The 23,457-nt window shown below is 71.5% G+C and carries 20 protein-coding genes; 11 read left to right on the forward strand and 9 right to left on the reverse strand.

What is annotated here, in order from left to right; translation table 11 throughout:
- Nucleotides 1-34: 34 nt before the first annotated feature.
- The 3 genes from ACIO3R_RS34195 to ACIO3R_RS34205 form a co-directional block, all read right to left on the reverse strand.
- A complete protein-coding gene (locus tag ACIO3R_RS34195) occupies nt 35-1,627 on the reverse strand; it encodes an FAD-dependent monooxygenase (protein ID WP_402110920.1) in 1,593 nt (530 codons plus the stop codon).
- Nucleotides 1,628-1,739: 112 nt separating this feature from the next.
- A complete protein-coding gene (rarD, locus tag ACIO3R_RS34200) occupies nt 1,740-2,750 on the reverse strand; it encodes an EamA family transporter RarD (protein ID WP_385035459.1) in 1,011 nt (336 codons plus the stop codon).
- A gap of 155 nt (nt 2,751-2,905) precedes the next feature.
- Nucleotides 2,906-3,766 (reverse strand): SDR family oxidoreductase, encoded by an 861-nt coding sequence (locus ACIO3R_RS34205; RefSeq protein WP_402110922.1) that lies wholly within the window; start codon nt 3,764-3,766, stop codon nt 2,906-2,908.
- A gap of 108 nt (nt 3,767-3,874) precedes the next feature.
- Here ACIO3R_RS34205 and ACIO3R_RS34210 point away from each other — a divergent pair, with 108 nt between their 5' ends.
- Nucleotides 3,875-4,309 (forward strand): winged helix-turn-helix transcriptional regulator, encoded by a 435-nt coding sequence (locus tag ACIO3R_RS34210; protein WP_402110924.1) that lies wholly within the window; start codon nt 3,875-3,877, stop codon nt 4,307-4,309.
- A 39-nt stretch (nt 4,310-4,348) separates the two neighbouring features.
- Here ACIO3R_RS34210 and ACIO3R_RS34215 read toward each other — a convergent pair whose 3' ends face one another.
- From ACIO3R_RS34215 to ACIO3R_RS34240, 6 genes are all read right to left on the reverse strand, one after another.
- Nucleotides 4,349-6,304 (reverse strand): APC family permease, encoded by a 1,956-nt coding sequence (locus ACIO3R_RS34215; RefSeq protein ID WP_385035465.1) that lies wholly within the window; start codon nt 6,302-6,304, stop codon nt 4,349-4,351.
- A gap of 145 nt (nt 6,305-6,449) precedes the next feature.
- Nucleotides 6,450-7,451: a 2-oxoacid:ferredoxin oxidoreductase subunit beta gene (locus tag ACIO3R_RS34220; protein WP_402110993.1), complete on the reverse strand. Its 1,002-nt coding sequence runs from the start codon at nt 7,449-7,451 to the stop codon at nt 6,450-6,452.
- A gap of 109 nt (nt 7,452-7,560) precedes the next feature.
- Nucleotides 7,561-9,513: a 2-oxoacid:acceptor oxidoreductase subunit alpha gene (locus tag ACIO3R_RS34225; protein ID WP_385035467.1), complete on the reverse strand. Its 1,953-nt coding sequence runs from the start codon at nt 9,511-9,513 to the stop codon at nt 7,561-7,563.
- Between the two features lie 354 nt (nt 9,514-9,867).
- Complete coding sequence (locus ACIO3R_RS34230; protein ID WP_363069889.1) at nt 9,868-10,527, reverse strand: response regulator transcription factor; 660 nt, start codon at nt 10,525-10,527, stop codon at nt 9,868-9,870.
- Nucleotides 10,528-10,686: 159 nt separating this feature from the next.
- The gene (locus tag ACIO3R_RS34235) at nt 10,687-12,042 is read right to left on the reverse strand and encodes a sensor histidine kinase (protein WP_385035469.1); all 1,356 of its coding nucleotides are present in this window, start codon (nt 12,040-12,042) and stop codon (nt 10,687-10,689) included.
- A gap of 137 nt (nt 12,043-12,179) precedes the next feature.
- Entirely contained in the window at nt 12,180-13,496 is a 1,317-nt protein-coding gene (locus ACIO3R_RS34240; RefSeq protein ID WP_402110926.1) for a sensor histidine kinase, read from the reverse strand.
- A 169-nt stretch (nt 13,497-13,665) separates the two neighbouring features.
- On the opposite strand from ACIO3R_RS34240, the gene ACIO3R_RS34245 reads away from it, so the two are divergent.
- The 10 genes from ACIO3R_RS34245 to ACIO3R_RS34290 all read left to right on the forward strand — a co-directional run bounded on the left by ACIO3R_RS34245 (nt 13,666) and on the right by ACIO3R_RS34290 (nt 23,356).
- On the forward strand, nt 13,666-14,076 hold the full coding sequence (locus ACIO3R_RS34245) for an NADH-quinone oxidoreductase subunit A (protein WP_385035475.1): 411 nt from the start codon (nt 13,666-13,668) through the stop codon (nt 14,074-14,076).
- Nucleotides 14,067-14,816, forward strand: a complete 750-nt coding sequence (locus tag ACIO3R_RS34250; RefSeq protein WP_402110927.1) for an NADH-quinone oxidoreductase subunit B — start codon at nt 14,067-14,069, stop codon at nt 14,814-14,816. Before ACIO3R_RS34245 ends, ACIO3R_RS34250 begins: the two co-directional genes overlap by 10 nt.
- Nucleotides 14,813-15,643, forward strand: coding sequence for an NADH-quinone oxidoreductase subunit C (locus ACIO3R_RS34255; RefSeq protein WP_402110929.1), 831 nt, complete (start codon nt 14,813-14,815; stop codon nt 15,641-15,643). Before ACIO3R_RS34250 ends, ACIO3R_RS34255 begins: the two co-directional genes overlap by 4 nt.
- Nucleotides 15,640-16,608, forward strand: coding sequence for an NADH-quinone oxidoreductase subunit H (locus ACIO3R_RS34260; RefSeq protein ID WP_385035481.1), 969 nt, complete (start codon nt 15,640-15,642; stop codon nt 16,606-16,608). The genes ACIO3R_RS34255 and ACIO3R_RS34260 overlap by 4 nt, the downstream gene beginning before the upstream one ends.
- Nucleotides 16,608-17,207, forward strand: coding sequence for a NuoI/complex I 23 kDa subunit family protein (locus ACIO3R_RS34265; protein WP_385035483.1), 600 nt, complete (start codon nt 16,608-16,610; stop codon nt 17,205-17,207). The genes ACIO3R_RS34260 and ACIO3R_RS34265 overlap by 1 nt, the downstream gene beginning before the upstream one ends.
- 98 nt (nt 17,208-17,305) lie before the next feature.
- Nucleotides 17,306-17,809 carry an NADH-quinone oxidoreductase subunit J gene (locus ACIO3R_RS34270; RefSeq protein ID WP_385035507.1) on the forward strand — a complete coding sequence of 168 codons (504 nt, stop codon included), beginning with the start codon at nt 17,306-17,308 and terminating at the stop codon, nt 17,807-17,809.
- Complete coding sequence (nuoK, locus tag ACIO3R_RS34275) at nt 17,809-18,237, forward strand: NADH-quinone oxidoreductase subunit NuoK (RefSeq protein WP_385035485.1); 429 nt, start codon at nt 17,809-17,811, stop codon at nt 18,235-18,237. Before ACIO3R_RS34270 ends, nuoK begins: the two co-directional genes overlap by 1 nt.
- Nucleotides 18,234-20,234, forward strand: coding sequence for an NADH-quinone oxidoreductase subunit L (locus ACIO3R_RS34280; RefSeq protein ID WP_402110932.1), 2,001 nt, complete (start codon nt 18,234-18,236; stop codon nt 20,232-20,234). Before nuoK ends, ACIO3R_RS34280 begins: the two co-directional genes overlap by 4 nt.
- 27 nt (nt 20,235-20,261) lie before the next feature.
- Nucleotides 20,262-21,836, forward strand: coding sequence for a NuoM family protein (locus tag ACIO3R_RS34285; RefSeq protein ID WP_402110996.1), 1,575 nt, complete (start codon nt 20,262-20,264; stop codon nt 21,834-21,836).
- On the forward strand, nt 21,833-23,356 hold the full coding sequence (locus tag ACIO3R_RS34290; protein ID WP_402110934.1) for an NADH-quinone oxidoreductase subunit N: 1,524 nt from the start codon (nt 21,833-21,835) through the stop codon (nt 23,354-23,356). Before ACIO3R_RS34285 ends, ACIO3R_RS34290 begins: the two co-directional genes overlap by 4 nt.
- Nucleotides 23,357-23,457: the final 101 nt, after the last annotated feature.

Consider the following 23,457-nt stretch of genomic DNA (forward strand, 5'->3'; position numbering starts at 1 on the left):
GCGGGTCATCCGGGGGACGCCCGCCGCGACGCGCTCAAGCCCGCTCCAATGCCGCACCCTTCAGGTACTCCGCGACGGCCCGGTGGTCCCCGGCCGGGGCGATCAGTGCCACGTGGTTGTCCGGGCGGATCAGGACGAGTACGTCGTCCTCGTCCGGCCCGATGCCGTACGCCGAGCGGGCCAGGCCACCGTCGTCGGACAGCCCGCCCCGCGCGGCGGCCCCGGCCGACCCGGTTGCCCGGTCCGCCTCGTCCGCCGAGGTCACCGTGTGCGCCCGCAGCTCGTCGCCGTGTGCCGCGGTTGCCTCCCGCAGGGCCTGTGCGGTGCCCGCGCCGAAGCCGAGCAGGGTGAAGTGCGGTCCGGCGAAGGCCTCGAACAGCCGGCGGGGCGCTCCGGTGGCCGCGTCGCGGCAGGGCGCGTCCGGCGCGCGGTCGCCCGCGCGCAGCCGGGCGGTGCCGCCGGCGGGGGCCAGGGAGCTCCAGCGGTAGCCGTCGCCCAGGCCGTAGGTCTGCGGGGTGACCGCCGAGTCCAGGCCGCCCCCCGGCTGCTTGATCGCCTCCAGCGTGACCCGCAGCCGCTCCGCGGTGATGTCCAGGGTGCGGGCGGCGATCGGCAGCCGCTCCTCCTCGTACGTGTCGAGCAGCTCCGGCGCCGCCCGGCCGGCGGCGACCCGGGCCAGCTTCCAGCCGAGGTTGAACGCGTCCTGGATGCCGGTGTTCATGCCCAGCCCGCCCGCGACGGAGTGCACGTGCGCGGCGTCACCGGCCAGGAACGCCCGGCCCACCCGGTAGCGCTCCGCCATGCGCTCGTTGACCCGGTAGGTGGAGAGCAGGGTGGCCCGCGAGAGGAGGCCGCCGGGCCGTCCGGAGTGCCGGGCGAAGAGCCGCTGGAAGCTCTCCAGCGACGGGGGCACGGGACGGCCGGCGGCGTCCTTCTCGGGGGCGGCCTGGAACCACCAGCCCGACCGGGTGCCGGGGATCGGGCAGAGCATCACGCCGCCGTCCTCGTCGAACCACTGGTGCCAGACGCCGCGGTCCGGCCCCTCCGCCTCGACGTCGCCGCAGACCATCACCTGCTCCTCGTTCGTCTTCCCCTCGAACGGGACGCCCAGCAGCTTGCGCACCGTGCTGTGGCCGCCGTCGCAGCCCACCAGGTACCGGGCCTCGATCTCCCGGCCGCCGGCCAGGGACGCCGTCACCGAGTCGTCGTCCTGGGTCAGCCCCACGAGTTCGGCGCCGAGCTCGACCCGTACGCCGTACTCCGCGAGCCGGGCGCGCAGGATCTCCTCCAGGTGCCACTGGGCGATCAGCCACGGGCGGTCGTAGGGGGTGTCCGGGGCCGGGCGGGCCGTCGCGTACGGGTCGGTGTCGGCGATCACCTCCGCGCCGCGGTACTTGCGCATCGACAGCGGCGGAGATCCGGCGGCCAGCACCTGTTCGACGACACCGAGGTCCGCCAGGACCTCCAGGGAGCGGGGGTTGGGGCCTTTGGCCCGGGAACTGCGCGGGAACTGCGGGGACTTGTCGATGATCCGCACGTCGATGTCCCGCCGGGCCAGATCGACGGCCAGGGTCAGGCCGGTCGGCCCGGCTCCGGTGATCAGCACGGTGGTCGGGGGCTTGGGCACGCGTACTCCTCGGTTGCCGTTTCCGTTGCGATCCATAGAAACGTAACCGAGTTAAAAAAGCAACTGAGTCAATTATTGTGCGGTGTGCGTCGCGGTGTGCGTCGCGGTGCGGTCATGGTGCGGGTCGTGGCGTCGGGGTCGTCACCGCGGAAGAGGGAGGGGGAGGGGAAGCGGAATCGTCCGCGGCGGGCTCTGCCGACTCCGCCGCGGCCTGCCGCGCGGCCAGCACCTGCGTCCGTGTGCGCCGCGACGTCCGCAGCGCGTCCCAGGTCAGCAGCGTGAGTGCCAGCCAGACCAGACCGAAGCCGGCCCACCGCTCGGGCGGCATCGCCTCGTGGAAGTACACGATTCCCAGGATGAACTGGAAGACCGGGGCCAGGTACTGGAGCAGACCGAGCGTCGAGAGCGGTACGCGGATCGCCGCGGCCCCGAACAGGATCAGCGGCAAGGCCGTCACCACCCCCGTCGAGGCGAGCAGCGCCCCGTGACCGGCGCCCCCGGAGAGGAAGGTCGACTCGCCCCGCGCGCCCAGCCACAGCAGATAGCCGAGCGCGGGCACGAACACCACCGCGGTCTCGGCGGCGAGCGACTCCAGGCCGCCCATGTTGACCTTCTTCTTCATCAGGCCGTACGTCGCGAAGGAGCACGCCAGGACCAGCGAGATCCACGGCGGCTGCCCGTAGCCGATCGCCAGCACGAGCACCGACGCGACGCCGGTGCCGACCGCCACCCACTGCACGGGGCGCAGCCGTTCGCCCAGGAGCAGGACACCCATGGCGATGGTGACCAGCGGGTTGATGAAGTAGCCGAGGGAGGCCTCGACGACGTGGCCGTGGTTCACGGACCAGATGTACAGGCCCCAGTTGATGCTTATGACGATCGCGGCGACGGTGATCAGCGCCAGCTTCCGCGGCTGCCGCAGCAGTGCGCCGATCCAGGACCAGCGGCGCAGCGCGAGGAGCGCGATGCCGACGACGCCGAGCGACCAGACCATGCGGTGGGCGAGGATCTCGACCGCGCCGGACGGCTTCAGCAGCGGCCAGAAGAGCGGGACCAGACCCCACAGCCCGTAGGCGGCGAATCCGGACAGGAGCCCGGTCCGCTGTTCGTTCGTCCCCTTCACGAGCCCTCCCGGCAGGTGCGCGCCGGCGCTTCGCCGGCCAGACGAAGGTAACCCCGGCCGGGCCCGGTGTCATTGCCGTATCGCCAGACGGTCATGACGCGGGTCCGGGGCCCTGGTGCGCACCCCTGCCGCCCCGGCTTCCGCCGGGTGTTCCGCTACTGCTGGGCGACCGCCTCGGCGACGGTCTCGGCGAGCGGGGTCGTCGGGCGGCCGATCAGCCGGGCCAGGTCACCGCTGGTGCCGGCGAGCCGTCCGCGCCGCGTCGCCTCGTCCACGTCCACCAGGATCGCGGCGAAGTCCGCGGGCAGACCGGCGCCGACCAGGATCTCCTGGTGCGCGGCGGCCGGGACGTCGTTGTGGACGATCTCCTTGCCGGACGCCTTGGCGACCTCGGCGGCGTACTCCTCGAACGACCAGGCGACGTCGCCGCTCAGCTCGTAGGCCTTGCCCAGGTGGCCCTCGCCGGTCAGTACCGCGGCGGCCGCGGCGGCGTAGTCCGCGCGGGGCGCGGAGGCGACCCTGCCCTCGCCCGCGTTGGTCACGACGGCGCCGTGGGCCAGCACGGGCGCCAGGTTGGCCGTGTGGTTCTCGGTGTACCAGCCGTTGCGCAGGAAGGTGTACGGCAGCCCGGAGCCGAGGATCAGCTCCTCGGTCGCCTTGTGCTCGTCGGCCAGCAGGAAGTCCGCGTCGGGGCCGCCCAGGACGCCCGTGTACGCGAGCTGCGCCACGCCCGCCGCCTTGGCCGCGTCGATGACGGCGGCGTGCTGCGGGACCCGGCTGCCGACCTCGCTGCCGGAGATCAGCAGGACCCGGTCACCGGCGCGGAAGGCGCCGGTCAGGGTCTCCGGCCGGTTGTAGTCGGCGATCCGGAGCTCGACGCCGCGGGCGGCCAGGCCTGCCGCCTTCTCCTTGTCGCGGACGACGGCGGCGATCCCGTCGGCGGGCGTGGTGGTCAGCAGCTGGTCGATGACCAGCCGGCCGAGCTCTCCGGTGGCTCCGGTGACGACGATGCTCATGAGTGTTGCTCCTCTTTAGGTGCTTATGTTCCGTTCGTGCGTTCTGTTACTCACCCTAAAGGCAGCACTAACCAAAAGAAAGTACCCACTTTGAAGTAAGGTACTGGTATGAGCGTAAGTAGCGTGGAGAGGCAGCCGGATGAGCGCCGGCCGACCGTGCGCGAGCTGACCGCGTGGGAACCGAGTGCGCGGGAGCCGCTGTGTCCCTCCCGGGTGGTGCTCGAACACGTCACCAGCCGCTGGGGGGTCCTGGTGCTCGCCGCCCTGCTGGAGCGCTCGTTCCGCTTCAGCGAGCTGCGCCGCGAGGTCGGCGGGGTCAGCGAGAAGATGCTGTCGCAGACGCTCCGGACGCTGGAGCGCGACGGCTTCGTGGACCGGGACGCCAAGCCGGTCATCCCGCCACGGGTGGACTACACGCTCACCGCGATGGGCCGGGAGGCCGCCGAGCAGGTGTGGGGCCTGGCGCGCTGGTCGGAACGGCAGCTGGACGCGGTGGCCGCGGCGCGCGCCGCGTACGACGCGAGCGACCGGGGTTCCGGCTGAGGGGCCACCCGGACGGCCCCGGGCCGGGTGCCGGGCGGGTCAGCCCGCCCGGTTCCGGTGCCGCTCCTCCATGGCCCGCAGCGCCCGCGAGACGTCGAAGGGCAGGATCGTCACCACGACGTGCGGCAGCTGCGTCAGCGTCTTCCCCATCTTCTCGCCCGTGCCCCGGTGCAGCAGCTTCCCGAGCGCGTTGCTGTACGTCCGCCGGGGCACCAGGACCGTCAGCCAGGTCTCGCCGTCCTCGGTGCTGCGGTACGCGAGCTCCTTCATCGCGTGGCGCAGCCGCCGGTCCGGACACGCCACCAGCTCCAGCGGGACGGCCGTGGCGGCCGTCTCCTCCCAGCGGGCGGCCAGCCGCCTGGCGTACTCCTCGTCGATCGCGAAGTGCACCGCCCGGATCTCGTCGGGCCGCAGCTCATGGGCGTACCGCAGCGACATCAGCGTCGCCAGGTCGAGCGCCTCGACCAGGACGAGGACCAGGTGGCGGCTGTACACCGCCCGGTCCGCGCCCGGGGCCTGGATGCCCTGGAGCGCGGCGGCCTCGCGCCGGTACTCGCGGTTGATCCGCATGAGCGTCCACACCCCCAGCGGGAAGACCACCACGACCAGCCAGGCGCCCTCGGTGAACTTGGTGACCGCGAAGATCAGCACGACGGCGGCCGAGGTCACCGCCGCGAGCCCGTTGAGCGTGACCTTCGCCCTGCGGTACCGGTCCCGGCGCCTCAGGTGGTAGACGGTGAGGCCGGCCCCCGCCATGGTGAACGCGGTGAACACGCCGATCGCGTACAGCGCCACGAGCTTGTCCACGCTGGCGCCGGTCGCCAGGAGCAGTGCCAGGGAGACGACGGTCAGCGCGATGATGCCGTTGGAGAACGCGAGGCGGTGCCCGCGCCGGGTCAGCACCCGCGGCAGGAACCGGTCCTCGGCGACGAAGCTGGCCAGGTAGGGGAAGCCGGTGAACGGGGTGTTGGCGCCCGTGTAGAGGACCAGCGCGGTCGCCAGCTGCACGAAGACCAGCCCGACCGTGCCGACGGCCCCGCTGCCGAAGGCGAGGTGGGCCTCCTGCGCGATGACGGTCGGCGTGCCGTCCGTGTACGGGACGGCATGGGTGTAGTGCGCCAGCGTGGAGACACCGAGTACGAGGATGCCGAGGATCACGCTCATGGCGACGAGGGTGCGGCGCGCGTTGCGGCCCTGGGGCTCACGGAACGCGGAGATGCCGTTGGAGATCGCTTCGAGCCCCGTGAGGGACGAGCCGCCGTTGGCGAACGAGCGCAGCACGATGAAGAGCGAGGCGCCGTAGAGCCAGCCGTCGCCCGGCGTGCCGAGCGGCACGACCCCGGCGGCGTGCAGATCGGCGTGCGGCAGCCCGCCGGTGAGCCCGCGCACCGCGGAGGCGGCCAGTATCAGGCCGACGGCGGCCATGAACAGGTAGGCGGGCAGCGCGAAGAGCCGCCCCGCCTCGCGGACCCCGCGCAGGTTCCCGTACGCGAGGATCACGATCACGCCGACGGAGACCGGCAGCTGGAGGTGGTCGAGGCCGGTGAACTGGTTGCCGGCCAGATGGGCGAGCGAGATGAGGGCGTTGGTGCCGGCCGAGACCTGTACGGCGACGGTGACGATGTAGTCGACGAGCAGCGCCACGGCGGCGATCTGCGCGACGTTCGGCCCGAAGTTCTCCCGGGCGACGACGTACGACCCGCCCGCCCGGGTGTAGATCATCACCACATCGCTGTAACAGAGCGTCAGCAGCAGCAGGACCAGCAGGATCGCGAAGGTCACCGGCATGATCATCGTGAACGCGGCGGCGCCGACGACGGGCACGAGGACCCGGAGCATCTCCTCGGAGCCGTACGCGGACGAGCTGATGCAGTCGGAGGCGAGCACCCCGAGAGCCGTCCGGTTGTTCAGCTTCTCGTCGCTGATGTGCTCGGTGGTCAGCGGTTTGCCGAGCAGGTGCCGTTTGATGCGGTAGGCCGGGCGGTCCAGGGTCATGGCCACATGGTGCGCGGATGCCGGCCGGAGCCCGGCCCGCAATCGCCGGACGCCCGGAAAGTCAGCCGTTCGGCAACGCGGAAGCGGCCCCCGGGGTGTACTCCCGGAGGCCGCTCCGCATCGCCGGACGGGGCGGACGGCGGTGTTACCCGACCACGGTCCAGTTGTCGTTGCCCGCGAGCAGCGCGCCCAGGTCGCCCTTGCCGTCCCGCTCGACGGCGGCGTCCAGCTGCTCCGCCATCAGGGTGTCGTAGACCGGCCGTTCGACGCTGCGCAGCACCCCGATCGGGGTGTGGTGCAGGGTGTCCGGGTCGGCGAGCCGGGACAGCGCGAACGCGGTGTTCGGGCTGGCGGCGTGCGCGTCGTGGACGAGGATCTGCGAGCGGTTCTCCTCGGTGACCTCGACCACCGACAGATCGCCCGTCCGCGGATCCCTGACGACGCCCTTGGCGCTGTCGGTGCCGAAGAGGATCGGCTGCCCGTGCTCCAGCCGGATCACGGCCTCCTGGGCCTGCTCCCGGTCCTTGAGGACCTCGAACGCGCCGTCGTTGAAGATGTTGCAGTTCTGGTAGATCTCCACCAGCGCCGTGCCGGGGTGGTCGGCCGCCGCGCGCAGCACGCTCGTGAGGTGCTTGCGGTCGGAGTCGACCGTGCGGGCGACGAAGGACGCCTCCGCGCCGATCGCCAGCGACACCGGGTTGAAGGGGGCGTCCAGCGATCCCATCGGCGTCGACTTGGTGATCTTCCCGACCTCGGAGGTCGGGGAGTACTGGCCCTTGGTGAGCCCGTAGATCCGGTTGTTGAAGAGGAGGATCTTCAGGTTGACGTTCCGGCGCAGGGCGTGGATGAGGTGGTTGCCGCCGATGGAGAGCGCGTCGCCGTCACCGGTGACCACCCAGACGGACAGGTCCCGCCGGGAGGAGGCGAGTCCGGTGGCGATGGCCGGGGCGCGGCCGTGGATCGAGTGCATCCCGTAGGTGTTCATGTAGTACGGGAAGCGGGACGAGCAGCCGATGCCGGAGACGAAGACGATGTTCTCCTTCGCCAGACCCAGTTCGGGCATGAAGCCCTGCACGGCGGCGAGGACCGCGTAGTCGCCGCAGCCGGGGCACCAGCGCACTTCCTGGTCGGACTTGAAGTCCTTCATCGACTGCTTGGCCTCGGACTTCGGCACCAGCTGAAGGAGTTCGTTGGTCTCGGTCTCGGTCTCGGCTGCGGCCCCGGTTCCTGCCGAGGGCTGGAGGAGTTCGTTGGTCTCAGGCATCGATGGCCTCCTTGAGGGCCGTCGCGAGCTGCTCGGCCTTGAACGGCATGCCGTTGACCTGGGTGTAACTCTGCGCGTCCACCAGGTACTTGGCCCGGATGAGCATGGCCAGCTGCCCGAGGTTCATCTCCGGGACGACCACCTTGTCGTAACGCTTCAGCACCTCGCCGAGATTCCGCGGGAACGGATTGATATGGCGCACATGTGCCTGGGCGATGGGGTGCCCGGCGGCGCGCAGCCGGCGCACGGCGGCGGTGATGGGCCCGTAGGTGGAGCCCCAGCCCAGGACCAGCGTCCGGGCCTGTGCGGGGTCGTCGACCTCCACGTCCGGGACCTCGATGCCGTCGATCTTGGCCTGCCGGGTGCGGACCATGAAGTCGTGGTTGGCGGGGTCGTAGGAGATGTTGCCGGTGCCGTCCTGCTTCTCGATGCCGCCGATGCGGTGTTCGAGGCCGGGGGTGCCGGGGACCGCCCAGGGGCGGGCCAGGGTCTGCGGATCGCGCTTGTACGGCCAGAAGACCTCGGTGCCGTCGGCCAGCTCGTGGTTCGGGCCGCCGGCGAACTGGACGCGCAGGTCCGGAAGCCCGCCGACCTCCGGGATGCGCCAGGGCTCGGAGCCGTTGGCCAGGTAGCCGTCGGAGAGGAGGAAGACCGGGGTGCGGTACGTCAGGGCGATCCGGGCGGCGTCGAGCGCCGCGTCGAAGCAGTCCGCCGGGGTCCTCGGAGCCACGATCGGCACCGGGGCCTCGCCGTTGCGCCCGAACATCGCCTGGAGCAGGTCGGCCTGTTCGGTCTTGGTGGGCAGGCCGGTGGAGGGGCCGCCGCGCTGGATGTCGATGATCAGCAGCGGCAGTTCGAGGGAGACGGCGAGCCCGATGGTCTCCGACTTCAGCGCCACCCCCGGTCCCGACGTGGTCGTCACCCCGAGCGCACCGCCGAACGCGGCGCCCAGCGCGGCACCGATGCCCGCGATCTCGTCCTCGGCCTGGAAGGTCCGCACACCGAAGTTCTTGTGCTTCGACAGCTCGTGCAGGATGTCGGAGGCCGGGGTGATGGGGTACGAGCCCAGGTAGACCGGCAGGTCCGCCTGCCGGCCCGCGGCGATCAGCCCGTAGGACAGTGCGAGGTTCCCCGAGATGTTGCGGTACGTGCCGGTGGGGAAGGCCTGGGAGGCCGGGGCCACCTCGTAGCTGACCGCGAAGTCCTCGGTGGTCTCCCCGAAGTTCCAGCCGGCCCGGAACGCGGTCACGTTCGCCTCGGCGATCTGCGGCTTCTTGGCGAACTTGGCCCGCAGGAAGGTCTCGGTTCCCTCGGTCGGCCGGTGGTACATCCAGGAGAGCAGCCCGAGCGCGAACATGTTCTTGGAGCGCTCGGCCTCCTTGCGGGGGAGCCCGAACTCCTTCAGCGCCTCGATGGTGAGGGTGGTCAGCGGCACCGGATGGACGTTGTACGCCTCCAGCGAGCCGTCCTCCAGCGGGCTGGTCAGATACCCGACCTTGGCCATCGGCCGCTTGGTGAACTCATCGGTGTTCACGATGATTTCGGCGCCGCGCGGCACATCGGCGATATTCGCCCTGAGTGCGGCCGGGTTCATCGCGACGAGCACGTTGGGCGCGTCGCCGGGGGTCAGGATGTCGTGGTCGGCGAAATGCAACTGGAACGACGACACACCCGGCAGGGTGCCTGCGGGGGCCCGGATCTCGGCGGGGAAGTTCGGCAGGGTGGAGAGGTCGTTCCCGAAGGAAGCGGTCTCCGAGGTGAACCGGTCACCCGTGAGCTGCATACCGTCACCGGAGTCACCCGCGAAACGGATGATCACCCGGTCCAGACGGCGGATCTCTTTGTCCCCGTTGCCTGCTGCGGACTGGGGGGCACGCTGTCCCCCCACGAGCGCCTCACTGGCCTCATCGGCCTGTTCGGCTGGGCTACTGACCTGGCTGGTCACTTACTGGACCTCCCTCGGCGCGGCGGCTCGGAACCATCCGGCCCGCCGGCGGTCCCAGGCCCCACCCTACGTCTGTAAGGGTCGCCTTCCTCTGGCCGATCACATGATGGACGGCATGTTGAGACGCTTTTCGGCGCTGTTCCGTCATGATTCATCAGCCGCCCGGTTCCGCGTCGGACCCTCGCTGGAGAGGGCGTGGAGCGAGTCGCCGGCTTCCCTGTCCGGCTCTCGGGTCCGGACGCCGCCGGGACCGCCCCGGCAACTATCTGACAGAGTGTCAGATAGTTGGCCCCGGCAGCAGGGATTCAGACCGGAATCAGAGACTCGGTCCTTCCTCGGGAACGCGGGCCGGCATCAGGAATTCAGATAGGTCAGCACGGCCAGCACCCGCCGGTGGTCGCCCACGCTGGGGGACAGCCCGAGCTTCTGGAAGATGTTGCTCACGTGCTTCTCCACCGCGCCGTCGCTCACCACCAGCTGCTTGGCCACCGCCGAGTTCGTCCGCCCCTCCGCCATCAGGCCGAGGACCTCGCGCTCACGGGGCGTCAGCCCGGCCAGCACGTCCTGCTTACGGCTCCGGCCCAGCAACTGCGCCACCACCTCGGGGTCCAGCGCCGTACCGCCCTGCGCCACCCGCACCACCGCGTCCACGAACTCCCGGACCTCGGCGACCCGGTCCTTCAGCAGATACCCCACGCCCCGGCTGGACCCGGCCAGCAGCTCGGTCGCGTACTGCTCCTCGACGTACTGCGAAAGGACCAGCACCCCGATCCCCGGGTACTCCTTGCGCAGCCGCACCGCGGCCCGCACGCCCTCGTCCGTGTGGGTCGGCGGCATCCGTACGTCGGCCACCACCACATCGGGCAGCGCGTCCTGCGCGGCGAGGTCGCTCACCGTCTTGATCAGGGCCTCCGCGTCCCCGACCCCTGCCACGACGTCATGACCCAGATCGGTCAGCAGCCGGGTGAGTCCTTCCCGGAGCAGCACCGAATCCTCGGCGATGACCACACGCACCCTGTCCTCCACCACGACGTCTCTTCCCCCACTGTTCGCTGTTCCCCACCCGTATGCCGTTCAGCATCCAGCATCCCAGTATCGGCGGTGACGCCGAGGACGTTCGAAGGGTTGCGTCGCCCCGGGGAAGTGGACCGGTGAGAGGGGGGGAGGGGGTGGTCAGCCGCGCCAGGGCAGCTCGGCGGTGATCCTGGTCGGGCCGCCCACCGGGGACTCGACGAGCAGGATCCCGTCCACCGCGTCCAGCCGCTCGGTCAGACCGGCGAGACCGCTGCCCGACGTCAGGCCGGCGCCACCGCGCCCGTCGTCGGTGACCTGGAGCATCAGCCGGTCCGCCGTCCGCCACACGTCGACGGACGCGCGGGTGGCGTGGGCGTGCTTGCTGACGTTCTGGAGCAGCTCCGACACGGTGAAGTACGCGATGCCCTCGATGGCCTGCGCGGGCCGGGAGTCGAGGTCGACCTCGACGTTGACCGGGACGGTGCAGCGGGAGGCGATGGCGGAGAGGGCGGCGTCGAGGCCGCGGTCGGTGAGGACGGCGGGGTGGATGCCGCGGGCGAGGTCGCGGAGTTCCTGGAGGGCGACCTTGACCTCGCCGTGGGCCTCGTCGACCATCCGGGCGGCGGCCTCGGGGTCGTCGGTCAGCTTCTCCTTCGCGAGCCCCAGATCCATGGCGAGGGCGACGAGGCGGGCCTGCGCGCCGTCGTGGAGGTCGCGTTCGATGCGGCGCAGGTCGGCGGCGGCCGTGTCCACGACCACGCCCCGGTCCGACTCCAGCTCCGTGACCCGGGTCGCCAGCTTCGACGGACTCAGCAGCCCGGCCACCATCAGCCGGTCCACCGAGGCGAGGCCCCGGATGATCCACGGGCTGATCAGGACGATCACCAGCCCGATGGCACTGGTCGCCGCCAGGTCGAGGGAGGAGTCCAGGTAGACCCGGTGGCCGGCGTCCCCGTACAGCTGGATGCCGCTGGTTCCCACGTGCGTCGGGAAGGCCCAGTGCCACAACGGGTACGTGAGGGCCGCCCAGCCCCACGACCAGAACGTCAGCGACACACAGAAGGCGAAGACCGCCCACGGGAGGTGCAGCACCGCGTAGAGCAGGTGCCGCCAGGACACCCCGCTCTTCAGGACCGCCCCGACCCAGGACATCAGACCGCCGGTCCGGCCCCGTACCGGTGCGGGAGCGGGCACGTACAGCTTCAGCAGGCCACGGGCCCTGGCCCGCTCCATCGTGCCGAAGCCGCGGCACACGGTCAGGCCGAGGGCCAGGACGGGAATCCCCAGGAAGGTGATGAGCAGGCCCGCGCTCAACGACGTCATGGTGACCGCGAAGGCGAACAGCACGACGCTGATCGGCAGGCTCAGCAGCAGATAGGCGAACTCGCGCCAGGTCCGGGCCTCGACGGGGGCGCGCAGCCAGGCCGGGAAGAAGTGCCTGCGCGCGGTGCGGTCCCCGGAGCCGGTTCCCGGTCGATCATCGTCCCGTCTGCCGGGTCCGTATGTCGTGGCCATGGGTTCCGTCCGTTTCTTCTGCGTCCGTGAGGCCGGCTCTGTCTGCTGTGCGTACTCGCTGTGGGCACTCACTGTGGGTACTCGCTGGGCGTGCGTGCTCGGGCGTTCGCTCGCTGTGCGCGCTTCGTGTGCGCACTTCAAGTGTGCTGTCGCGGTGAGCCGCCCACCATGAGGGCGGTATCCCTCTCCGACCGGGGGTTTTCCCTACCCCCGGCCCGGCCCCGGCTCTCAGCGCCGCTCGGCCGCGCGGTCCGGCCCGTGCCGGCCGCCGCCGCGCCCTTCTCGTCGTCCCGGTCGCGCCAGGGCAGTTCCGCGGTGACCGTCGTCGGGCCGCCGGGCGGGGAGTCGAGGACGAACAGGCCGTCGACGGCGCCCAGCCGCTCGGCCAGCCCCGACATCCCCGTACCGCCGTCCAGCGAGGCCCCGCCCCGTCCGTCGTCGGTGACCTGGATCAGCAGCCGGTCCGCCGTCCGCCACACATCGACGGACGCCGTGCGCGCCCCGCTGTGCTTGCTGACGTTCTGGAGCAGTTCGGACACGGTGAAGTACGCGATCCCCTCGATGGCCTGCGCCGGCCGCCCCGGCAGATCCACCCCCACCGTCACGGGGACGGTGCAGCGGGAGGCGATGGCGGAGAGGGCGGCGTCGAGGCCGCGGTCGGTGAGGACGGCGGGGTGGATGCCGCGGGCGAGGTCGCGGAGTTCCTGGAGGGCGACCTTGACCTCGCCGTGGGCCTCGTCGACCATCCGGGCGGCGGCCTCGGGGTCGTCGGTCAGCTTCTCCTTCGCGAGCCCGAGCCCCATGGCGAGGGCGACGAGGCGGGCCTGCGCGCCGTCGTGGAGGTCGCGTTCGATGCGGCGCAGGTCGGCGGCGGCGGTGTCCACGACCACGCCCCGGTCCGACTCCAGCTCGGCGATCCGGCGTTCCAGCTCGTCGGAGGGCGACAGCAGCCCGCGCACCATGCCCCGGTCGGCGTTGGACAGGAACCGCGCCGTAAAGGGGAGCACCGGCCACAGGACGAAGAGGCTCACGAGCGTCACCACGAAGGTGAGCACGCCCCACGGCAGCCGGACGAAGGAGTACAGCACCGCGCGCCAGCCCACCGGGTCCTTCAGGCTCGACCACAGCCAGGAGAAGAACCCCTCCTCCCGGCGGACCAGGACCATCGGACTCGGCTCGTCGATCCGCACCCCGAGCAGCCCGCGCGCCCGGCCCCGCTCGGCCCGCCCGAGCAGCCGCGAACCCTGTAGCCCGGCGGCCAGCAGGGGCAGACCGACCACCGTGACCGCGAGCCCCACACCGACGGCGACCATGATCACCGTGTAGACGAACCCGACGACCGCCATCGGGAAGTTGGCGAGGAGATGCGCGATCTCCTTCCAGGTGCACGCGTCGAGGGCGAAGCGGACGGGCGGCGGCCGGTCGTTGTCGGGTACCTGGGGGCTCATGGTCATATGCCCAGCCTGCCGGGTGAGGCACCCGGACGCCATGGGGCTCATGGGTGGCGATGAAGTAGGGATAACCCCACCAGTTGTCCGACGCGGCTGCTTACCGTTCCTTTACAGGGCCTAGACTCCCGTGCGTACAGATCGTCGGACGGGTTTGAGGGAGCGAGGGGCGGACGTGGCGGACGTTGCGGACCTGCCGGGACCGACCGTTCTCGCGTCGGAGTACTTCCACAGCTACTCGGTCGTCGGACTGCTCGCCGTGGTAGGGGTGCTGTTCGTCGCCGTCGCCTTCGGAACCGGCCGCCTGATGCGTCCCGTGGTCCCGACGCCGGAGAAATTCCTCACGTACGAGTGCGGCGTGGACCCCGTGGGGGAGGGCTGGGCCCACACCCAGGTCCGTTACTACGTGTACGCGTTCCTGTACGTGGTCTTCGCCGTCGACTCGATCTTCCTGTTCCCGTGGGCGACCGTCTTCGCCGCGCCCGGATACGGCGCGACGACGCTGGTGGAAATGTTCATCTTCCTCGGTTTCCTGGCCGTGGGACTGCTCTACGCATGGAAGAAGGGCGTCCTCGAATGGACGTGACGAGCCCGTCGTCAGCCGGTCAGCCGCAGTCGGGACCGGAGCCGGAGCCGGGTTCCGTACCCGTGCCCGCAGCCGATCCCGTACCCACGTTCCTTCCTGAGCCGAAGCGGCTGGGCGTGCTGTCCCGGCTCGCACCCGAGCCGATGAAGGTCGTCCTCAACTGGGGCCGCCGCTACAGCCTGTGGGTCTTCAACTTCGGACTCGCCTGCTGCGCCATCGAGTTCATCGCCGCCTCCATGGCGCGCCACGACTTCATCCGGCTCGGCGTGATCCCGTTCGCCCCGGGCCCCCGCCAGGCCGACCTGATGATCGTCTCCGGCACGGTGACGGACAAGATGGCCCCCGCGGTGAAGCGGCTGTACGAGCAGATGCCCGAGCCCAAGTACGTCATCTCCTTCGGCGCCTGCTCCAACTGCGGCGGCCCGTACTGGGATTCGTACTCGGTGACGAAGGGCGTCGACCAGATCATCCCGGTGGACGTCTACGTTCCCGGCTGCCCGCCCCGGCCGGAGGCCCTGCTCCAGGGCATCCTGAAGCTCCAGGAGAAGATCGCGCGCGAGTCGCTGGGCGAGCGCTACGCGAACGACGGCGCGACCCGCCCCTCCACCGCCGCGCTGCGCAGCGGACTGGTCGCCGCCCCGCAGGCCCCTCAGGCGCCTCAGGCACCGCAGGCCCCTCAGGCACCTGAGACGTCTCAGGCACCGTCCGCGCCGGACGCCTCCGGGGAGGAGCCGAAGTGACCGCCGCCGAGAGCTACGACCGGCTGCCGGACGCCGTGACCGAGATCTTCGGCGAGGACGCCACGGCGGAGCAGGCGTACGACCTGCTGACCGTCGACGTGCCGCCCGCCTCCTGGACCGCCGCGCTGGAAACGGCGCGTGACGGGCTCGGCTGCACCTATTTCGACTGGCTGAGCGCCGTGGACGAACCGGGCACGGGCTTCCGGGTCTGCGCCCACCTCGCCGCACTGCCCGACCGTTCCGCGCCCGGTCCGGCGGTCCGACGGCTCCTGGTCCGCACGACCGTTCCGCACGAGGCGGCCGTGCTGCCCAGCGCGATCGGCGTCTACGCGGGTGCCGGCTGGCACGAGCGCGAGACCCACGAGATGTTCGGCATCGCCTTCGACGGCCACCCGCACCTGGTCCCCCTGCTGCTGCCCGAGGGCTTCGAGGGCCACCCCCTGCGCAAGGACTTCGTCCTGGCGGCCCGCGTGGCCAAGGCCTGGCCGGGTGCCAAGGAGCCGGGCGAGTCGGAGCACGGCGGCCCGAAGCGCCGCACGATGCTGCCGCCCGGCGTCCCCGACCCGAACGAATGGGGCCCGCTGAAGGGCCAGCTCCCGCCCGCCCCCGCCCGTCCCGCCCGCACGGCGAGGCCCGCGGGCGACCGCCCGGCCCGTCGCACCCGCAGCGCGAGCGACGGTTCGGCGGGCCAGCAGCCGCTCGCGCCGCCGACGCCCCCGGGCCCGGCTCCCACCGCGGACGCGCCGTGGCACAACGTCCCCCCAACTCCCGGCACCACCGCGACTCCCGACACCCCTGACACCCCCGCCGGAGGCGATACCGAGTGAACGACGTACTGGACGTCGCCCTCCGCCTCGTCATCGTGTTCGCGGTGTTCATGGTCGTCCCCCTCGTCGTGGGCCAGACCGAACACAAGGTGATGGCCCACATGCAGGGCCGCCTGGGCCCGATGTACGCCGGTGGCTTCCACGGCTGGGCCCAGCTCGTCGCGGACGGCGTGAAGTTCGTGCAGAAGGAAGACATCGTCCCGGCCGACGCCGACCGCCGCGTCTTCCAGCTCGCCCCCGCCGTCGCGCTGCTCCCGTACCTCCTCGTGCTCGTCGCCGTCCCGATCGGCCCCGGCGAGGGCGCGGTCGGCCAGGTCGTCGACGCGGGCATCTTCTTCGTGCTCGCCGTGATGGGCATCGGCGTGCTCGGCTCGCTCATGGCGGGCTGGGCATCGGCCAACAAGTTCTCGCTGCTCGGCGGTCTCCGTACCGCCGCTCAGCTGCTCGCGTACGAGCTGCCGATGCTGCTCGCCGCCGCCTCCGTGGCGATGGCGGCCGGCACGGTCTCGCTCCCCGGCATCCTCGACGCCTTCGAGTGGTGGTGGCTGCCCTGGCAGATCACCGGGGCCCTGGTCTTCTTCGTGGCCGGACTCGCCGAACTCCAGCGCCCGCCCTTCGACATGCCGGTCGCCGACTCGGAGATCATCTTCGGTGCCTACACCGAGTACACCGGCCTCCGCTTCGCCCTGTTCCTGCTCGCCGAGTACGCGGGCATCGTCGTGCTGTGCGCACTGACCACCGTGCTCTTCCTCGGCGGCTGGCACGGCCCGCTGGGCGCCGACGGACTGGGCTGGGTCTGGACGCTCCTGAAGACCGCCGTCCTCGCCTTCGTCGTCATCTGGCTGCGCGTGAGCTATCCCCGCCTCCGCGAGGACCAGCTGCAGAAGCTCGCCTGGACCGTCCTCATCCCGCTCGCTCTCGCGCAGATCGCGCTCACCGGCATCGTGAAGGTGGCGATCAACTAGTGCCCCCGATCCCCGGCGCAGGCCTGGCCAAGGGTCTCGCCGTCACCCTGCGGACGATGACGAAGAAGACCGTCACCGCCCAGTACCCGGACGTGCAGCCCGAACTGCCGCCCCGCTCCCGCGGCGTCATCGCGCTGTTCGAGGAGAACTGCACGGTCTGCATGCTCTGCGCCCGTGAGTGCCCCGACTGGTGCATCTACATCGACTCCCACAAGGAGACGGTGCCCGCCGCGGCCCCGGGCGGGCGCGAGCGGAGCCGCAATGTGCTGGACCGCTTCGCCATCGACTTCTCGCTCTGCATGTACTGCGGGATCTGCATCGAGGTGTGCCCGTTCGACGCGCTCTTCTGGTCACCGGAGTTCGAGTACGCGGAGACGGACATCCTCGAACTCACCCATGAGCGCGACAAGCTCCGCGACTGGATGTGGACGGTGCCGGAGCCGCCGGCCCTCGACCCGGCGGCCGAGGAACCGAAGGAGATCGCCGCCGCCCGCAAGACGGCGGAGAAGCTCCGGACCCAGCGCGAGCAGGAGGCCGCCGCGGCCGGCCCGCCCGCCCCGGCCGATCCCACCGCGACGGACCAGGAGGGCCGGGCGTGATCACCGCCACCGCGACCACCCTCGCCACCACCCCGGGCGCCTCCGGACCCGTCTTCAGCCTCACCGAGAGCCACCCCGGCTTCCTCTCCCCGACCGGTATCGAGATCGCGTTCGTGCTGGCCGGGATCGTCACCCTCGGCGCGGCCCTCGTCACCGTCACGACCAGACAGCTGGTGCACGCGGCCCTCTGGCTGATCGTGACGCTCGGCGGCCTCGCCGTCGAGTACCTCCTGCTCACGGCGGAGTTCATCGCCTGGGTGCAGGTACTGATCTACGTCGGTTCCGTCGTCGTCCTCCTGCTGTTCGGCCTGATGCTCACCAGGGCCCCCATCGGCCGTTCCCCGGACGCCGATTCGGAGAACCGCCTGCCCGCCCTCGCGGTGGCCGTCGCCGCCGCCGGCACCCTCGTCTGGGTCGTCGTGGACGCGTTCCGCACCACCTGGATCGAGCTGGACGGGCCGGTCCAGGGGTCCACCGAGGCCACCGGAGCCTTCCTCTTCCGGCACTGGGTGCTCCCCTTCGAGGCGCTCTCGGTTCTCCTGCTCGCCGCCCTCGTCGGCGCGGTCGTCCTGTCCCGCAAGGGCCGAGAGGACAAGAACTGATGCACCTCGCCTATCCCGCCGTCCTCGCCGTCCTCCTCTTCTGCACCGGGCTCTACGGAGTGCTCGCGCGCCGCAACGCGATCCTGGTCCTGATGTCCGTCGAGCTGATGCTCAACGCCGTCAACCTCAACCTGGTCGCCTTCGACGTGTGGCTCCGCGACGCCCTGCACTCCGGCCAGGCCCTCACCCTGTTCACCATCGCCATCGCGGCGGCGGAGATCGGCATCGGCCTGGCCATCGTCCTCGCCGTGTACCGCAACCGCGGCAGCTCCGACATCGACCGACTCCGCGACACCGCCGAGACCGACGAGGCCGAGACCCTCCCGGACGGTGACGACGACGGTGACGACGACGGCACCGCCTCCGGCACCGAAGACCAGGCCACTGCTCCGGCAGGGAAGGCAAAGAAGGCAGAGGCCACCCCGTGACCACCACGACCCTCGCCGTCCTCGTCCCCCTCCTCCCGTTCCTGGGAGCGGCGGCCGGACTCCTGCTCGGACGCGGCGCCCCCGGATTCGTCCGCCCGCTCGCGGTACTGCCCTCCCTCGCCTCCCTCGTCATCGCGGCCGTCGTCGCGGCCCGCCAGGGCGGCGGCCGGGCCATCGACGCCGCGACCCAGCTCACCCCCACCGGCTCTGTCCCGGTCGACCTCGCCCTGCACCTCGACGGCTTCGCGGTCCTCGTCGCCGTCCTGGTCGCCCTCGTGGCGAGCTGCGTGCAGATCTACTCGACCGCGTACCTGCGCGACGACCCCCGCTACCCCTCGTACGCGGCCCTCGTCTCCCTCTTCACCTCCGCGATGCTGCTCGTCGTCTACTCCGGCGACCTGATGGTGCTCCTGGTCGGCTGGGAGATCATGGGTATCTGCTCGTACTTCCTGGTCGGCCACTACTGGGAGACGCCAGAGGCCCGCGCGGCCTCCCTCAAGGCCTTCCTGGTCACCAAGCTCGGCGACGTCCCCTTCCTCATCGGCCTGTTCGCCCTCGCCGCCGACACGGGCACCTTCCGCATCACCGGCATCCTGGGCTCCGTCGCCCACGGCGGCCTCGACCACCCCACCGTGATCGCCCTGCTCCTCCTCGCCGGTGTCGCGGGCAAGTCCGCGCAGTTTCCCCTGCACACCTGGCTGCCCGACGCGATGGCCGGCCCCACCCCCGTGTCCGCGCTGATCCACGCCGCGACGATGGTCGCCGCCGGCATCTACTTCGTGGCCCGGCTGCTCCCCGTGTTCGCCGCCTCGGGCGCGGCGCTCGTCGTCCTCGCCGTCATGGCCGCCGTCACGATGATCGGCTCCGGACTCGCCGCCCTCGCCCAGGACGACATCAAGCGCGTCCTCGCCTACTCCACGATCGGGCAGCTCGGCTACATGTCCGGCGCCCTGGCCGTCGGCGACCGGGGCGCCGCCGTCTTCCACCTCCTCTCGCACGGTGCGTTCAAAGCCGTCCTCTTCCTCGCCGCGGGCGTCGTCATCCACGCCGCCGGCACCAACTCACTGGCCGCCATGTCCCGCATGGGCGGCCTGGCCAGGCGCATCCCCGACGCCTACTGGACGATGACCATCGCGCTCCTCGCGCTGGCCGCCATCCCGCCGTTCGCCGGCTTCTTCTCCAAGGAAGCCGTCCTCGTCGCCGCCGAGCACACCGCCCTCGGCGACCGCCACGTCGCCCCGGCCGCCGCCGGCTGGACCGTCCTCGTCGCCGGACTCCTGGCCGCCGTCCTCACCGCCGCGTACGCCACCCGGCTCTGGCTCCTCGTCTTCCGGGGCCGCGGCGCCGAGGCCCCCGACCACGGCAGGCAGCCCGCCGCCATGACCTCGGTCCTCTGGGTGCTGGCCGTCCCCACCATCGCCCTCGGACTCACCGTCGGTGTCATCGGCGACTGGTTCGACGGCCACCGCCTCACCCCGTCGCTGACCACCGCGGTGCTCTCCACCGGCGTCGGCCTCGTCGGCGGCCTGGTCACCTACGGGGCCTGGCGCCACACCACGGCACTGGCCGCCCGGACCCCCATGGGCTCCGTCGTCGCCCACCCAGGAGCGGAACCCGCCCTCATCGAGGTCGAGGCCATGGAGAGCCACACCGCCGCCTACGGAGACGCCGGTGACGCCCCCGACCCGGCCGACCCCGGCCGGCTCCTGCTCGGCCCGCTCCACCGCCACGCGGCAGCCGGCTTCCACCTGGACGCCGTCTACGCGACGCTGTTCGTCCGCCCCGTCCAGGCCGCCGCGAGCCTCGTCCGCTTCCTGGACCGCGAGGTCGTCGACACCTACGTACGCGGCTCCGCCACCGGCGCACGCTGGCTCGGCACCGCCGTCCGCCGTGCCCAGACCGGCAACGTGCAGACCTACCTCAGCGCACTGCTCGCCGGTTCCCTGGTCCTGGCGGTCGCCGCCGTCGTCTTCGCCAACGTCAACGCCGGGTCGTGAACCGTGATCGATATCAGCGCATCCGTGATGCAGTTCCTTCTGGCGTTCGTCGTCGCCGCCCCGCTCCTCGGAGCCGTCGCGGCCCTGCTCCCGGCCCCGCCCGGGCTCAAGGGCAGGAACCCCGACCAGGCCGTGCTCCGCCACGGCGTGACCGTCACCGGCGTGATCCTCCTCGCCACGCTCGTGCTGGCCGCCGGCTTCGACCACGACCACCCGTCGAAGATGCAGGCCACCACCGACATCAGCTGGATCCCGGCGCTCGACGTCCGCATCCATCTCGGCATCGACGGCATCTCGCTCCCCCTTCTCGTACTGACCGCGCTGCTGACCTTCCTCTGCGCGCTCCACAGCTACTTCAAGCTCCAACACGAGCGGCTGACGCCGCGGGCCACGGGCCCCTCCCCGAAGGCCTTCGTCACGCTCATCCTCGTCCTGGAGTCCGGCACCCTCGCGACCTTCGCCGTCCTCGATCTGCTGCTGTTCTTCCTGGCGTTCGAGATGGTGCTCATCCCGATGTACTTCCTCATCGCCCGCTGGGGCGGTGCGCGGAAGCAGGCCGCCGCCTGGAAGTTCATCCTCTACACCCTGCTCGGCTCGGTCGTCATGCTGCTGGGCCTGCTCCTCATCGGACTGAAGAGCGGCACCTTCGACATGGTGGCACTCGCCACTGACAACGGCCGCGGCCTCACCTCGTCCGTGCAGGTCACCGCCGTCCTCGCGATCGGGATCGGACTCGCGGTCAAGACCCCGATGTGGCCGCTGCACAGCTGGCTCCCGGACGCCCACACCGCCGCCCCCACCGTCGGCTCCGTCCTGCTCGCGGGCGTCCTGCTGAAGATGGGCACGTACGGGTTCGTCCGGATCCTGCTCCCGATCGCCCCCGACGGCATGCACACCTTCGCGCCCTGGCTCGCGGCCTTCGCCGTCGCCGGCATCATCTACGGATCGCTCGCCTGCCTGGCCCTCGTCCGGCCCGGCGCCAAGGGCGACCTGAAACGCCTGATCGCGTACTCCTCCGTCGGCCACATGGGCTTCGTACTCCTCGGCATCGCGAGCATGACCCCCACCGGCGTCAACGGCGCGCTCTTCGCCAACATCGCCCACGGGCTCATCACCGGCCTGCTGTTCTTCCTGGTCGGCGCGGTCAAGGACCGGTACGGCACCGCCGACCTCGACACCCTCTCCGGCGCCACCGGCGCCGCGCTCTACGGCAGCGCGCCCCGCCTCGGCGGCCTCCTCGCGTTCACCGCCGTCGCGTCCCTGGGCCTGCCCGGCCTCGCCGGGTTCTGGGGCGAGATGCTCACCCTGTTCGGCGCCTTCGACCCGGCCGACGGCCTGAACCGCCCCGCCTTCCTGACGTTCATGTCCGTCGCCGCGTTCGGCACCCTGCTCACCGCCGCGTACATGCTCCTCCTGGTCCGCCGCGTCTGCATGGGCGCCAAGCGCGAGGAACCGCACCGGATCCCCGACATCCAGCACCACGAGTTCGCCGCCTGGACCCCCCTCGCCGCCCTCACCGTCCTGGCCGGCCTGTGGCCCGCCGTCCTCCTCGGCCTCACCGACCCGGCCGTGCAGAAGCTCCTCGCAGGAGGCAAGTCGTGACCACAGCGGCCGAGAGCACCACCAGCCTCGTCCAGTCCGTCGACTGGCTCGCCATCGCGCCCCCGGTCACCGTCGCGGCCGTCGCCCTCGCCGTCCTGGTCGCCGACCTCTTCGTACCCCGGGAACGCAAACCGCTCCTCGGCTACGGAGCCGTCGCCGGACTCGTCGTCGCCCTCGCCCTCCTGATCCCGCTGCGCGACGGCGACCGCTCCACCTTCTGCCTCACCACCGGCACCCGCGCCTGCAGCTACACCGCCGACCACTTCACCCTGATCATCCAGGTCCTCGTACTCGGCGGAGCGCTGCTCACCGCACTGCTCTCGCTCGGCGACACCCGCAAGCTCCCGGCCGGCGAGTTCTGGTTCCTGCTGCTGTCCTCCGCCGCGGGCGCCGCACTGCTGCCCGCCGCCCGCGACCTCGCCACCCTCGTCGTCGCCCTCGAAGTCGCCTCGCTGCCCGCGTTCGCCCTCGTCGGCATCAAGCGCGGCGACCGGCGCTCCTCCGAGGCCGCGCTGAAGTTCTTCCTGTCCTCCGTCGTCGCGACCGCCGTGATGCTCCTCGGCGTCAGCTTCGTCTACGCGGCGACCGGCACCCTCCACCTCACCGAGATCGCCGGCCGCCTCGACGACGTCCCCGGGCAGCTCACCACCCTCGCCCGCGCGGGCGTCGCCCTCACCCTCGTCGGCTTCGCCTTCAAGACGGCCGCCGCGCCCTTCCACTTCTGGGTCCCCGACACCTACGTCGGTGCCCCCCTGCCGATCGCCGCCTACCTCTCGGTCGTCGGCAAGGCGGTCGGCTTCTCCGGCCTCGTCCTCGTCACCGTGGTCGCGTTCCCCTCCTACGCCGACGTCTGGGGCCCCGCCCTCGCCGTCCTCGCCGCGCTCACCATGACCGTCGGCAACGTCGCCGCGCTGCGCCAGAGCGCCACCCGCGCCCGCAGCGCCGTACGCCTGCTCGCCTGGTCGTCCGTCGCCCAGGCCGGCTACCTCCTGGTGCCGATCGCCGCGGCCGCGTACGCCGGCGACCGGCAGATCGGCTCCACCGTCGCGTACGCCCTGATGTACGCCGTCGTGAACCTCGGCGCGTTCGCGGTGGCCGCCCTGGTCGCCCGTACCCACCCCGGCAACCGCATCGCCGACTACCGGGGCCTCTACGCCACCCGGCCCCTGGCCGCCCTCGCGATGGGCTTCTTCCTGCTCTGCCTGGCCGGACTGCCGCCGGGCATCATCGGCCTCTTCGCCAAGGTCACCGTCTTCTCCTCGGCCGTCGACGCCGGACTCGGCTGGCTCGCCGTCGTCATGGCCGTCAACGTCGTGATCGCGCTCTACTACTACCTCCAGTGGACCGCCGCCCTGTTCCGCGGCCCCGCGCAGGACGGTACGGAGCAGCCGCAGCCCGCCGCCCGGCACCGGACCCCGGTCCCGCTGACCGCCGCGATCGTCCTCACCGCCGTCGCCGGGATCGCCCTCTCCGGCGCCCCGCAGACCGTCCTCAGGTTCGCCGCCGTCAACCTGTTCTGACAGCCGACACCTGTCCGGTACCCGTTCCGGCGGATCCGGGATCGGCTTGCTCCCGGCAGCCCGCTCAGGGCAAGGTCATGCCCGCACACGACGCACCCCGC

This window comes from Streptomyces sp. NPDC087428, assembly GCF_044744085.1.
Lineage (GTDB): Bacteria > Actinomycetota > Actinomycetes > Streptomycetales > Streptomycetaceae > Streptomyces.